Genomic DNA, 12,900 nt, shown 5'->3' with positions numbered 1-12,900 from the left:
AGGATAAAGAGCAAGATAGTAAGTTGTCTGGTCATTTTCAGAACCGTCTCGTGGGCGTTATCGTCTTCGTTGCATTAGGGGTTATTTTCCTCCCCGATGTCCTCGACGGCAAAAAGGTGCAACAAGAAGAGCAATTTTCCGAGATCCCCCTGCGTCCAGAAGTCACCGAGATGAGCCTGCCAGATGAGGCAATGCAAGCGGTCGACCTTAGTGACAAAGAGCAAGCATTTAAGTCTGAGGAGCAGACCGATACCCCAGGTGGTGGTGAATGGGAAGTGGTCGAGACAGAGAAAAAACCTGCGCAGCAGACTGCAAGTACAAATGTGGATCCACAGAGCCAGCCCGAAGTTAAACCTGAATCTAAGCCTGCGCAAAAGCCGATTAAGAAACCCGTTGCTAAGCCTGTGATGCCGACGAGTGCAGCCTATACATTACAGCTAGGCAGCTTCAATAATGCTGCTAATGTTAAAGGCCTCATCAGTAAGTTGAGAGCCGGAGGCTTCAATGCCTATACCTTGCCGACTAACCCTGTCGATGGCAAGTTGACTAAGGTGTTTGTGGGGCCTGAAATCTCCAAAGCTAAGCTGCAGTCGCTGGAGCCGGGTATCGAGAAGTTGACCAAGCTTAAAGGGCGAATCGTCTCTTATAGCCCAACGGCTTCTTAAGCGAAAACTGTGATTAGAGATCGAAACAATAAATTATCCCATTTGGGGGTGAGAATGTGCTCGGTCTCTGTTAAAATCCCGCCGTCTTAACCCTATGTCGGATTATCATTAAATGGTTTGGATCGATTACGCCATTCTCGCTGTTATCGGAGTCTCGACTCTTATCAGTCTACTCCGTGGTTTCGCTAAAGAAGCCATGTCCTTAGTTGTCTGGTTTGCAGCCTTCTTTGTTGCGAGTCAGTTTTATCAAGACCTCGCGGTTTACCTCACCCAAATGCAAGATGAAATGCTCCGAAACGGTGTCGCAGTTGCTATTCTTTTTATAGCGACACTCATTATCGGTGCATTAATTAATTATCTCATTGGTCAGTTGGTCGACAAGACGGGGTTATCCGGGACCGACCGAGTCTTGGGTCTATGTTTCGGTGCTTTAAGAGGCGCCTTAATTGTCAGTGCTTTACTGTTTTTCCTGGATGCGTTCACGGGCGCACCCAATACGGATTGGTGGCAGAGTTCAAAACTCGTGCCCGAATTCGGCGTTGTTATCCAGTGGTTTTTTGACTACATAGAAAACACGTCAAGCTTTGTACCCAAAATATAAAATGCATTAAAGCATTAGTAGGTTTAGCTTAAGTCGATTCTGACTTTTGCGGCTAAAAATTATAATTATCAGAACATCTTACAATGAGGAATCTCACCCATGTGTGGTATCGTCGGAATAGTTGGCCAATCATCGGTTAATCAGCCTATCTATGATGCACTAACCGTACTCCAGCATCGCGGACAAGATGCTGCTGGTATCGTGACTGTTGATGGTAGTGCGTTTAGATTACGTAAGGCCAATGGTCTGGTAAAAGACGTATTTGAAGTTAAACATATGCAACGTCTGCAAGGTAACATAGGTATCGGCCATGTTCGTTACCCAACTGCAGGCAGCTCGAGTGCATCTGAGGCTCAACCTTTCTACGTGAACTCTCCATTTGGTATTTCATTAGCCCATAACGGCAACTTGACCAATACCGTAGAGTTACACGAGCGTCTGCTCAAACAGCGCCGTCATGTGAATACAACATCTGATTCTGAAGTCTTGTTAAACCTGTTGGCCGATGAGCTTCAGCAGTGCAAAAACGAGAGTTTAAGCGCCGATGAAGTGTTCGATGCGGTTGCCAGTGTGCATTCATTGACTCGTGGCGCTTATGCTGTTGTTGCCTTGATCATAGGCCAAGGTCTGGTTGCTTTTCGTGACCCATTTGGGATCCGTCCTTTGGTACTGGGTAAGCAAGAGACTGAAAATGGCATCGAGTATATGGTTGCCTCTGAGAGTGTGGCGCTAGATGCAGTTGGTTTCAAGCTAATGCGCGATATCGCGCCGGGCGAAGCCGTGTATATCACCCAAGATGGTGAGCTATATACGCGTCAATGTGCTAAAGACCCTACCTATGCACCTTGTTTGTTCGAATTTGTTTACTTCGCACGCCCTGACTCGACTATCGATAAAGTCTCTGTCTACGGTAGTCGCGTGAACATGGGCGCTAAACTAGGTGAAAAGATCAAGAACGAATGGGAAGATCATGACATTGATGTGGTTATCCCTATTCCAGAAACCTCATGTGATACTGCGTTAGAAATCGCCCGTCACTTGGAGCTGCCATATCGCCAAGGGTTTGTTAAAAACCGTTATATTGGCCGTACCTTCATCATGCCTGGTCAACAGGAGCGTAAGAAGTCGGTACGCCGCAAGCTCAATGCAATTGGTGTCGAGTTTAAGGGCAAGAATGTCTTGTTAGTCGATGACTCTGTGGTACGTGGCACTACGTCCGAGCAAATCATCGAGATGGCTCGTGAAGCTGGCGCGAAGAAAGTGTATTTTGCTTCGGCTGCACCAGAAATTCGTTTCCCTAACGTTTATGGTATCGATATGCCAACAGCCAGCGAGTTGATTGCTCATGGTCGTGATGTCGATGAGATCAGTAAGATGATTGGTGCCGATGGCATGATTTTCCAAGATCTTGAAGACTTAGCGGAAGCGGTTCGTATGGAGAATCCTGAGATTAAGCGTTTCGAGACCTCGGTTTTCGATGGGAATTACATTACTAACGATGTGGATCAGACTTACTTAGATCACATCACTCAGTTACGTAATGATGATGCTAAGGCTAACCGCAGCAAAGATATCGGCACTAACTTAGAGCTTCATAACGTTTGTCATCCATAGATGTTAGTCTGCTAGGGGCTCTAAGGAGTCATTAAGTGTCATAAAAGCCGACGTCTCATTGTGAGTGTCGGCTTTTTTATTGTTAAAGTTCAGGGGAGTACAGATGGTTCAACAAAGCAGTTACCCAATAGGTTTAAGTGGCCAAGTATGGGGCGAGTCTGAAAAAGCGAAATGGCTGAAAGCACAAACGATCAAACGTTCTTATCTGCAAGAGGTCGTGGCTAAAATTGCCCCGTTTGCAGAGCACTTTCAAGTCGACCAGTACGGTGCCTTGTCATATAACCCCAGTGAATACCCCTTATTTGTGGTTAAGTCAAAGCAGTGGAGTGAGGATAAGCCGACTGTGCTAGTTACAGGCGGGGTTCATGGCTATGAAACCAGTGGTGTACAAGGCGCGATCCGTTTCTTGGAAACTAAGGCGAAGGAGTATGAAGACAGGTTTAATATCCTGGTTGCTCCTTGCGTTAGCCCTTGGGGATATGAAACCATCAACCGCTGGAACCCAAATGCGGTCGATCCTAATCGCTCATTCTATCAAGACAGTCCAGCCGAAGAGTCTGCAGCCTTGATGGCTTATGTTGAAGATTTAGGTATTGATATCACCGCGCATATTGACCTACATGAAACAACAGATACGGATAACTCTGAGTTCAGGCCGGCTTTAGCGGCCAGAGATGCAGTGGAGCATAGCAATTGGAATATTCCCGATGGTTTCTATCTGGTGGGTAACACTGAGTTGCCAGCAGATGACTTTCAAACTGCAATTATCGAATCAGTTGTTAAGGTTACCCATATTGCTCCGGCCGATGATGCAGGCAAACTTATTGGGGCGCCATTGTCTCAATTTGGTGTGATTAATTACGCTACTAAAGCGCTAGGTCTATGTATTGGATTCAGTGACAGTGTCTACGCGACCACCACTGAAGTGTATCCGGATAGCCCTAAAGTTGATGATGAGAACTGTATTTTGGCACAAGTCGCCGCTATTACAGGTGGACTAGACTATATTTTACCACTTTCTAAACCGCTGACTTAACACTGTATATAAAGAATCATCAACGCATTAGCGTTAACTCATTTACAGAGTTAACGCTTGCCTTCATGTTTTTACAAGCTAAAACAGTAACTCAAGCTAAGTGAACACACCAAACTAGCATCCAAGTGGCGAACAGCACGCTAGCCGCACGTTTACTCACTGTATGACCCATGCTGATCCCAATGAGCGTGCTAATACAGGTTAAGACAATTTGCATGGTCACCAATAGCATTAGTTCGAAGAACTTATTGTCGGTTACCAGAGGGGTGATCAATAGCGCAACCGCAGTCACCATAAGGAAATGATATAAGAGTAGTTTATCTAAACTGCTGCCGGTTCCCGTTGTCGTTACAATCATGAATGACCTCCCTTAAAAACGAGTGAATAAGCCAATAATACCTAATTGATAATCATTCTCAACTGAGTTTACAAAAGGATGGGCTATTACCTTGTCAATTTACATCAAACCATTGCGGCTAATTGCGCTTTAGGCTAAAGTTACTGGTAATTTGTACAGTAGTTTGAGTTCCACTTATGATTCTTTATATCGCAGAAAAACCTTCCCTTGGCCGAGCCATCGCCGATGTGCTACCTAAGCCCCATAAAAAGGGTGATGGTCATATCATGGCGGCTAACGGTGATTGTGTTTCCTGGTGTATTGGTCATCTGTTAGAGCAGGCTGAGCCCGATAGTTACGATGCCGCATACAAGTCGTGGAAATTCGAGCATCTGCCCATCATTCCTGAAAAGTGGAAGATGAAGCCTAAACCTAAGACCCGCAGCCAATTGACGGTTCTCAGAGGCTTAGTAAAAAAGGCGTCTCAACTGGTCAATGCCGGCGATCCTGATAGAGAGGGGCAGCTGTTAGTCGATGAGGTGATTTCTCATCTGGGGGTCAAGGGCGATAAGCTTAACGAGACACAACGTTTGCTGATCAGCGATCTCAACCCCCAAGCTGTCAAACGGGCTCTTGGTCAGATGCGTAGTAACCGTGAATTTATTCCACTTTCTACTTCTGCCTTAGCCCGCTCTCGTGCCGATTGGCTTTATGGCATGAACATGACCAGAGCTTACACCCTACAAGGTCGTAAGGTGGGCTATCAGGGTGTGTTATCTGTAGGGCGTGTGCAGACTCCATTGTTAGGCCTAGTGGTTCGTCGTGATGAAGAGATAGCTAACTTTGTTTCAAAGGCTTTCTATGAGGTGCTGGCCAATCTGACTACAGAGCAAAATGAAGCATTTAAAGCCAAATGGCAGCCCAGTGAAGCCTGCCAACCTTACATGGATGAAGAAGGGAGAGTCTTGTCTAAAGGGCTGGCACAAAATGTGGTTGGTCGCATCAGTGATAAATCAGCGGAAGTCACTCAAGTTGTTGCTAAAGACAAGAAGCAAAATGCGCCTCTGCCTTATAGTCTGTCTTCCCTGCAGATTGATGCAGCCAAACGCTACGGTATGAGTGCCAAAGAGGTGCTCGACACCTGTCAGACCCTTTACGAGCGACATAAGTTGATCACTTACCCGAGATCTGACAGCCGCTATCTGCCGGCCGAACAGTTTGCTCAAGCCCCTCAAGTCATAGATGCCGTGCTCTTCGGGGCTGGTGAGCTTGTTGAGAAAAGCGATAAGCCAGATCCTAAGATAAAATCTAAGGCCTGGAATGACAGCAAGGTCGATGCTCACCACGCCATCATACCCACAGAAAAACGAGCAAACCTCTCGAGTCTGAATGCTAGAGAGAAGCAGGTTTATCTACAAGTGGCGAGGCAATATCTAGCCCAGTTTTATCCGCCTTATCTCTACAGTGAAACAGAAGTTCAGATATTGATTGAAGGCGGTCATTTCAAGACTAAGGCCAAGCAGGAAAGGGCGCTGGGCTGGAAGCAGCTTTTTAATCGAAATAGTGAAAACTCACAGTTAACGGCAACCAATGGCAATGATGAAGATGAACTCACTAAACAGCGATTGCCAGCACTGAAGAAAGGTCAAACACTTCATTCGGCGGCCGGGGAGCTTATCGAGAAGCAGACTCAGCCACCGAAACATTTTACCGACGCCACCTTGCTTGGGGCCATGACAGGCATTAATCGCTATGTGACGGATCCCGAGATCAGAAAAATATTGAAAGATACTGATGGACTGGGCACTGAAGCGACTCGAGCCGGGATCATAGAGTTACTGTTTAAGCGCACCTTCCTTAGTAGGCAAGGAAAAACCATTATCGCCACTGAGGTCGGCAAGGGACTGATAAACAGTTTGCCCATGAGTGCAACCACGCCTGATATGACAGCATTGTGGGAGAGTAATCTCGATGCCATTAGTCGCAAGGAAGCTAAGTATCAAAGTTTTATGACACCGTTAGTCGACTCACTTGGCCAGTTGATCATTCAGGCAGGTTCACAATTGCCGACAGCATTACAAGGTGTTAAAGCGCCGAAAAGCAGCTTTAAGAAGCGTCGTTACACTAAGAAGAAAACCAAGAGTTAATCAGATCAATCGGAATTAAAAGGAGAGAACGATTCTCTCCTTTTAATTTTGGCTTGTTATATCGGTTGGTATTAATCGATTACAAGATGAAAGTGGATACCTGAGCGTTAAGATCGTTGGCGCGATCTTTCAGTTTTTTAGCCTGTGACAAGTCTGCCGTAGCTGAATTGGTGATCTCATCGGTAACATCTTTAATTGCGACAGTGTTTTGGGTGATTTCTCCCGTCACTTGGGTCTGCTCTTCAGCCGCTGTCGCGATTTGCCCGGCCATATCTGAAATGGCATTAACCGCTTGAGTGATCTCCTCGAGGGCATTAGCCGCAGCATTGACATCTGACACACTGTTACTGGCCAATCCTTGACTACTTTCCATCAAGTGAACGGCTTTCTCAGTCGTGTTTCTTAGGGTCTCAATCGTGGTGTAGATCTCTTGGGTTGAGTCCTGTGTGCGGCGAGACAAGACCCGTACTTCATCGGCGACGACGGCAAAGCCACGACCTTGTTCACCTGCACGGGCCGCTTCGATGGCGGCATTGAGAGCGAGTAAATTCGTTTGCTCTGCAATGCCTTGAATAGTGGTGAGAATACCCGAGATAGATTGAGCGTGACGACTCAGTTCGCCGATGACATCAGTCGCTTGCTCTACTTCAGTGGCCAAAGAGTTGATGGTGGTGCGAGTCTTATCCACCAGGGCTTTTCCTTCTCCGCTGCTGGTTGCGGACTGTTGTGCTGCAGTGGCAGTATTTTCCGCATTGGCGGCAATTTCGTGAGTTGCACTTGCCATCTCGGTAACGGCTGTGGCCACCATAGCGACCTCTTGTTGTTGACGTTGAAGTTCTGCAACTGAAGTTTGGTTGGTGGCTAAGCTTTGCTCCGCATCGGCATCGAGTTCACTGGCTAATTGGCGGATATGGCTGATAAGTTGATGTTGGCTGCCGACAAAGCGGTTAAAGCTATCGGCAAGTACGCCTACTTCATCTTGGCTATCGACTTCGATGCGCTGAGTTAAATCACCATTACCATCGGCGATTTTAGCCAGTGCCACAGAGACTCTATTCAAAGGACCCAATAACATGCTTAGTAACCATGAGATCGCAATTACGCTCAGTAGTAACACTAGGGCAGATAAGCCAAGTTGAGTGAGCAACAAAGAAGATAGAGGAGCTTCTAAGGTCGCTTTATCCAGTATGAAGATCAACTCCCAATCCGTGTTTGGGATCTCTTCGCCCCAAACCAACTTCTCTTTACCTTCACTGTCAAAATAGACGGGTAGAAGTGCCCCTGTCTTACGACTTAATTCAGGTAACCCGCGGTGGAGTTCAGAGTCAATATCACCTATAGGTTTCATTGTTTTGCTCTGGTCTTTATACGCGATCACTGTGCCGTCATTATGCATCATGATGGCGTAACCATTGGACGGTAATTTCATTCTGTTGATACTATCGACGAGACTATCAATTGACAAATCACCACCCACAACACCTTGTAAGGTAGGTTGAGCCATGGTGACAACTAGAATGTTATAGGCAACATCGACATAAGGCTTAGTCAAGATAGGACCGCGTTCACGCATGGCTTGTTGGTACCAAGGTCGGCTGCGGGGATCATAGCCTGTACGGTCTATGCTGGGATCTGAGTCCTGCATTTGTCCTGTTTGAGTGCCAAAGTAGGTTAATTCAAAATGCCCGGAATCTTGTGCTTGTTGTAGAGCACTGAGGGAGTCGCCTTCTATTTTGGTTGCGACGGCGGCTATGGCACTTTGGCGAGCAGATAGCCATTCTTGGATCCGCTGGGCTTGTTGATCGCCCAAACGTTGAACTTGCTCAATGCTGCCTTGCATCAAAAGAGACTTTTGACTGGAATAGCTTTGCCAGGAGAGTAAACCTATGACGAGTGAAAGTGCGATTACGACGGAAATAAGTATCTTTTTCTTGAGCGAGTATGAGTTCATTTGAGATCTAATTATGCAAAGTAATGAAAATAGTTGAGATGCTGAGTGATTAGATAATATTTGATAAGCCTGAATTTCAGGTTAAAGTCTTATCAAAAAATTAGCTGTTCACCCCATAGTGAATTAAATAAACAAGGCGACCGTTTGGTTTTACATCTAAAGGTGATAATTTTCGCTATTATGGGCAAATACGTCTTTAAGATAAAGGTCTTAGTTAATTATTCGTTATAAGTTTACATATGAATGTCTATTATAAAACCTATCCTTTAGTCTTTTGTGATGACTTGCGTGCAGATGCCATTACTCGGGCAGCATATGCCGTCGTAAAAAGGCGCTAGCAAATCGATTTCGTTATGATAGAGAGGCTTACTACGAGATAAAGAATCCTTTCATGGGCTCAATATATCAAGCTGCAAAATCGTGGGCACAACTTAACAGTGGCAGTTTGATGAGCATTATAGGTAAGCTCAGGGTATCCATCATTCTTGTTCATTTTTCTTACTCCCTGACTGTTTAATTAGTGCATCTAGTTGAGCTGTTATTGTTTGATAACGAGCGGGTAGTTGACGGTTTCGCTTCTGTACCAAATAAAGTTGCTCTGCGACGGCCTGTTTGGGCCTATGAATGTATACCTTCTCCTTATGAGAGAAGCTATCCAATGCACTCTTTGGTAGTACGGTAAAACCTATGCCTTGGGATATGGGCAGTAATATTTGACTCAGCTGATTCACATAGCTGACGGTGTCGAGTGTATCAATATTGAGTTGAGCAAACTCAGGCTCGCTGCAGAGATCAAAATAAAGAGACAGATAGTGGGCGGCGTCGGGGTGCTTCACTAGGCCACACCGTTTGAGTACCGCAGCTGTAATAGATTCGTTTTTATATCGTTTAGGCAAAATCAGACATAGAGGCCCACAACCTAAGGTTTGTGAATTAAACAGACTCGGACTAGGTAGGTGAGTCACTACGCCGATATCGATAGCACCGTCTTGAATATCATCGAGTATTTTATAATTGGGCGCGGCTTCAAGATGTATGATCAGGCTTGAGTGTTGTGCCTGTAGCTTAAGGAGTTCAGGGTAAATATGCAGTGCTAATGCTCCCGAGCAAGATAGTCGGCATAACCCTGAATAGGGGTCATCAAAACTTAGGCTTTCCAGTAACTCAGTTTCGTTACTCGCCAATCGCAATGCGAAATCATAGACCTGTCGACCTTGCTCGGTTATCTCAAAGCTTTTGTTTTCACGCTTTATTAAGCTATAACCGCAGGCTAACTCTAACTTCTTAACCTGCTGACTGACGCCGGGCTGAGTCATATAAAGCTTCTCGGCGGTTTGAGTAAAGTGTCCGACCTCGATTAAGGTCTTGAAGGTGTGCAACCAGGTAGGATTCAGCATTTGCCAACTCAATATGATTCTGTGATAACAAAAAATTATTATAATGAGAAATATTGATAATTTCTAATTCTTATTTGTCTTGAGTATATTGACCTCATCGAAAGCAGTCCCCTTTCAACATTGATTAACGAGGTCACTATGTCTACGAACAATGTCAGTAATAATGATGTAAGTAACGAGAATACAAATAACGGCACTCCAGCTCACGTACAGCAACAGGCCATGCCTTATCCAAGAACGTTTTCCCATATCGGTATATCAGTCCCGGATTTAGACGCCGCAGTTAAGTTTTATACGGAGGTGTTAGGCTGGTATGTGATCATGGAGCCATCGGAAGTTGTCGAAGATCCCAGTGCCATAGGTGAGATGTGCACCGATGTGTTCGGTGCGGGATGGGAGCGTTTTCGTATTGCCCATTTGTCGACCGGCGATCGTATCGGCGTGGAGTTGTTTGAGTTTAAGAATCAAGAAAACCCACAAGATAACTTCGAATACTGGAAGACAGGCATCTTTCACTTCTGTGTTCAAGATCCCAATGTCGAAGAGCTAGCCGAGAAGATCGTTGCCGCAGGCGGTAAGAAACGCATGAAGGCGCCACGTTACTATTATCCTGGCGAGAAGCCTTATCGCATGATTTACATGGAAGACCCATTTGGTAATATCCTGGAGATTTACAGCCACAGCTATGAATTGCACTATGCCAGTGGCGCATATAGTGGCTAAGGTTTTAGTGGCTGTGATTGGAGTGCCAAGGACCCGATAACATGTTATCGGGTTATTTCATCTCTCGATATTGATTGCTGGCAGAGTGATAAGTAAAACCCGCGTCACTGAGTTTCTTCTCAAGCAAATCACCGGGAATATCCAGATCATAAAAAAGAGCCTGTTTGTCTTCACAAGTGAGACGCAAGTGCTCATTGACTATGCCGATTAATATATCACTGCTTAAGTCGCCTAAGTGGTAATTCATCGCTTCCTCCTATTTGTTTATGTTCTTTATTCTTTAGGTGTAGCTTAGTTAAGCTTGGCCTGCCATTCAATTTTCATCATTAACGAGCGTGCTTTATACCCATTGCTATTACTCAAAGATGAATGGTAATTGAGGACATTGATATCTTCTATATTATGGGGCAGACATACGCTTCTTTTTGATTTCTAGTTTGTCTACCTGTCCTAAAGGGGAGTTATCTTGTCCTGAGTTTTAGTCTATATTCTCGTGTATCAAAGTGTTACTAGTCACTTTGGTAAGCTCCAAAATTTGCCTGTTGGTCTCTCTGTTCCGATAGGTGGATTTGCTTCTCAGTCATCACTGGTCCTTTTGGCTGAGAAGCTCCCTTTATTCCTTAAGAATATTATTGTGTTAGCCTTTCTGAAAGTGTATCCCTTCTTCCGTTCAACCTCGTTATATATACCGTTATTTAAAGCCCCCGTTGGGAATCTATGGCATATTCGTGATTAATAAATAATTGAATCATTCGATTTATCAGGCTGACAAGTTCGTCAGAGGTGAGTCAATTCATTAACTCTAGCCAATCCTAACAGTCAGTTCAATGAGGTCATTAATGAGTTTTGAGTTTATTCTAGCCACGCAAGATGATAGGGCATATTTATTGAATTTACGTAAATTGACTATGGTTGAGCACCTCGAGAACTCCGGTCAATTTTTGTCTGAAAAAGAGCATGAATTACGTCTGGACGATGGGTATACATGTTCTCATTTAATCGTATTTTACGGCGAGACGATCGGTACGTTAAAGTACCGCGAGGATGACGGCAAAGTTGAGATTATGCAGATCCAAATTCACCCTAGCCTTCAAGGGCAAGGACTAGGTAAAAAAGTGGTGCAGCAAGTGCTAACCAAGGCTGACAATAGGGCCGTTGAGCTGACCGTATTAAAAGGTAATCCGGCTCTTAAATTATATCAAAGGCTTGGTTTTATCATTACCGGCGAAGATGAGTTTGAGTATCATATGCAAGCGAATAGCGAGCCTAACTAAGGTGAACACAAACTGTTAGTTCAAATAGTGATAAAGCTTAGTATGTAAGTACGCCAATTGATTGTGTTATACCAACCCTATTTAATATGTTTAAAGAGGCTCCATGCTAGAAAAGATCAATCGCTTGTTCCCTATATTTGCACTACTCGGTGCTACAACGGCTTATTTTATGCCCCAGTGGTTTACCGAGCTTAAGTTCTTAATCGTGCCTCTGCTGATCATTATCATGCTCTCGATGGGGTTAACTCTTAGCTTGGATGATTTTTCGAGAGCCTTAAAGCAGAAGCGTGCCGTGCTGGTGGGACTGATTTTACAATTTAGTATTATGCCAATCAGTGCGCTTTTAATTAGTTTAGCTTTGGGACTAGAGCGTGACATGGTTATCGGTATGGTGCTGGTGGGCAGCGTCGCGGGGGGAACAGCCTCAAATGTGGTCTGTTATCTGGCAAAAGGTGATGTGGCCCTGTCTATTACCATGACAGCACTATCAACCTTGGCAGGCGTGTTACTCACCCCCTTGATTATCGAACTCCTTCTAGGTCAGATGATAGATATTCCAATGTCGGCAATGCTGGTAAGCTTAGTCAAAATCGTGTTAATGCCGGTCGCCGTCGGAGTGATGATTAATCACCTCTTTAACTCTCAAGTCAGTAAGATAACGCCAGCTTTGCCTCTAGTGTCAATTCTGGCCATTGTGATGGCAATCATCATTATCGTGGCCTTGAACGCGGGTCAGTTCGACAAGATAGGACCTATCATTTTTGTTGCTGTGTTCTTGCACAATGCTATAGGCCTTGTATTGGGCTATAGCTGTTGCCGACTATTAGGCTTTAGTCATACAGTTTGTAAAACTATCTCTATCGAGGTCGGCCTGCAAAACTCAGGTTTGGCTACTGCGTTATCTATTAAGTTTTTCAGTCCCGCATCGGCGCTGCCTGCTGCGATATTCTCTATCTGGCATAATTTATCTGGCTCACTGTTAGCGGGATACTGGTCGAGGGAACAAGAGGAAAGCCTTAAGCAAGATTATGCGGAAGATAAATAGCGGGCAGATTAAGGTTCACTGAGCGTATAAAGGCTGAGTGATTAGAGGGACTGAAGAGAATGAATCATGGGTCGATTGAAGGCATAAAAAAACGGACAGAGCCAAGGCCG

The 12,900-nt window shown here is 45.0% G+C and carries 12 protein-coding genes; 8 read left to right on the top strand and 4 right to left on the bottom strand.

All coding sequences use genetic code 11. The annotated features are described in order from the left end of the window. The first annotated feature begins 23 nt into the window (after positions 1-23). The 4 genes from dedD (at position 24) to sps_RS08580 (ending at position 3,916) form a co-directional block, all read left to right on the top strand. Positions 24-665, top strand: a complete 642-nt coding sequence (gene dedD, locus sps_RS08595) for a cell division protein DedD (protein WP_077755608.1) — start codon at positions 24-26, stop codon at positions 663-665. Between the two features lie 112 nt (positions 666-777). Beyond that, positions 778-1,266, top strand: coding sequence for a CvpA family protein (locus tag sps_RS08590; RefSeq protein WP_077752153.1), 489 nt, complete (start codon positions 778-780; stop codon positions 1,264-1,266). Positions 1,267-1,365: 99 nt separating this feature from the next. Further along, positions 1,366-2,880 carry an amidophosphoribosyltransferase gene (purF, locus tag sps_RS08585; protein WP_077752152.1) on the top strand — a complete coding sequence of 505 codons (1,515 nt, stop codon included), beginning with the start codon at positions 1,366-1,368 and terminating at the stop codon, positions 2,878-2,880. Positions 2,881-2,983: 103 nt separating this feature from the next. Further along, positions 2,984-3,916, top strand: a complete 933-nt coding sequence (locus tag sps_RS08580; RefSeq protein ID WP_077752151.1) for a M14 family metallopeptidase — start codon at positions 2,984-2,986, stop codon at positions 3,914-3,916. Positions 3,917-4,007: 91 nt separating this feature from the next. Here the strand turns inward: sps_RS08580 and sps_RS08575 are convergent, their stop codons facing one another. Beyond that, entirely contained in the window at positions 4,008-4,274 is a 267-nt protein-coding gene (locus tag sps_RS08575; RefSeq protein ID WP_077752150.1) for a hypothetical protein, read from the bottom strand. 176 nt (positions 4,275-4,450) lie between these two features. On the opposite strand from sps_RS08575, the gene sps_RS08570 reads away from it, so the two are divergent. Continuing rightward, positions 4,451-6,400, top strand: a complete 1,950-nt coding sequence (locus tag sps_RS08570) for a DNA topoisomerase III (protein ID WP_077752149.1) — start codon at positions 4,451-4,453, stop codon at positions 6,398-6,400. 79 nt (positions 6,401-6,479) lie between these two features. Here the strand turns inward: sps_RS08570 and sps_RS08565 are convergent, their stop codons facing one another. Both sps_RS08565 and sps_RS08560 read right to left on the bottom strand, forming a co-directional pair. Next, a complete protein-coding gene (locus sps_RS08565) occupies positions 6,480-8,351 on the bottom strand; it encodes a methyl-accepting chemotaxis protein (protein WP_077752148.1) in 1,872 nt (623 codons plus the stop codon). A gap of 479 nt (positions 8,352-8,830) precedes the next feature. Further along, positions 8,831-9,748, bottom strand: a complete 918-nt coding sequence (locus sps_RS08560; RefSeq protein ID WP_077752147.1) for a LysR family transcriptional regulator — start codon at positions 9,746-9,748, stop codon at positions 8,831-8,833. A 222-nt stretch (positions 9,749-9,970) separates the two neighbouring features. On the opposite strand from sps_RS08560, the gene sps_RS08555 reads away from it, so the two are divergent. Then, complete coding sequence (locus sps_RS08555; protein WP_077755607.1) at positions 9,971-10,471, top strand: lactoylglutathione lyase family protein; 501 nt, start codon at positions 9,971-9,973, stop codon at positions 10,469-10,471. A 52-nt stretch (positions 10,472-10,523) separates the two neighbouring features. Here the strand turns inward: sps_RS08555 and sps_RS08550 are convergent, their stop codons facing one another. Beyond that, positions 10,524-10,718, bottom strand: coding sequence for a DUF4250 domain-containing protein (locus sps_RS08550; protein ID WP_077752146.1), 195 nt, complete (start codon positions 10,716-10,718; stop codon positions 10,524-10,526). A 592-nt stretch (positions 10,719-11,310) separates the two neighbouring features. Between sps_RS08550 and sps_RS08545 the strand changes: the two genes are divergently transcribed. Both sps_RS08545 and sps_RS08540 read left to right on the top strand, forming a co-directional pair. Beyond that, positions 11,311-11,745: a GNAT family N-acetyltransferase gene (locus tag sps_RS08545; protein WP_077752145.1), complete on the top strand. Its 435-nt coding sequence runs from the start codon at positions 11,311-11,313 to the stop codon at positions 11,743-11,745. Between the two features lie 103 nt (positions 11,746-11,848). Next, on the top strand, positions 11,849-12,790 hold the full coding sequence (locus sps_RS08540) for a bile acid:sodium symporter family protein (protein ID WP_077752144.1): 942 nt from the start codon (positions 11,849-11,851) through the stop codon (positions 12,788-12,790). The last annotated feature ends 110 nt before the right edge of the window (positions 12,791-12,900 follow it).

Source organism: Shewanella psychrophila, from assembly GCF_002005305.1.
GTDB classification, from domain to species: domain Bacteria; phylum Pseudomonadota; class Gammaproteobacteria; order Enterobacterales; family Shewanellaceae; genus Shewanella; species Shewanella psychrophila.
This window is presented reverse-complemented; position numbering and strand designations above follow the sequence as displayed.

What these genes read in the sequence shown, in the direction of transcription:
- sps_RS08540 (WP_077752144.1), top strand. Translation starts at nt 11,849, where the DNA reads ATGCTAGAAAAGATCAATCGCTTGTTCCCTATATTTGCACTACTCGGT.
- sps_RS08580 (WP_077752151.1), top strand. Translation starts at nt 2,984, where the DNA reads ATGGTTCAACAAAGCAGTTACCCAATAGGTTTAAGTGGCCAAGTATGG.
- sps_RS08555 (WP_077755607.1), top strand. Translation starts at nt 9,971, where the DNA reads ATGCCTTATCCAAGAACGTTTTCCCATATCGGTATATCAGTCCCGGAT.
- sps_RS08545 (WP_077752145.1), top strand. Translation starts at nt 11,311, where the DNA reads ATGAGTTTTGAGTTTATTCTAGCCACGCAAGATGATAGGGCATATTTA.
- sps_RS08550 (WP_077752146.1), bottom strand. Translation starts at nt 10,718, where the DNA reads ATGAATTACCACTTAGGCGACTTAAGCAGTGATATATTAATCGGCATA.
- sps_RS08575 (WP_077752150.1), bottom strand. Translation starts at nt 4,274, where the DNA reads ATGATTGTAACGACAACGGGAACCGGCAGCAGTTTAGATAAACTACTC.
- sps_RS08560 (WP_077752147.1), bottom strand. Translation starts at nt 9,748, where the DNA reads ATGCTGAATCCTACCTGGTTGCACACCTTCAAGACCTTAATCGAGGTC.
- sps_RS08590 (WP_077752153.1), top strand. Translation starts at nt 778, where the DNA reads ATGGTTTGGATCGATTACGCCATTCTCGCTGTTATCGGAGTCTCGACT.
- sps_RS08570 (WP_077752149.1), top strand. Translation starts at nt 4,451, where the DNA reads ATGATTCTTTATATCGCAGAAAAACCTTCCCTTGGCCGAGCCATCGCC.
- sps_RS08565 (WP_077752148.1), bottom strand. Translation starts at nt 8,351, where the DNA reads ATGAACTCATACTCGCTCAAGAAAAAGATACTTATTTCCGTCGTAATC.
- purF (WP_077752152.1), top strand. Translation starts at nt 1,366, where the DNA reads ATGTGTGGTATCGTCGGAATAGTTGGCCAATCATCGGTTAATCAGCCT.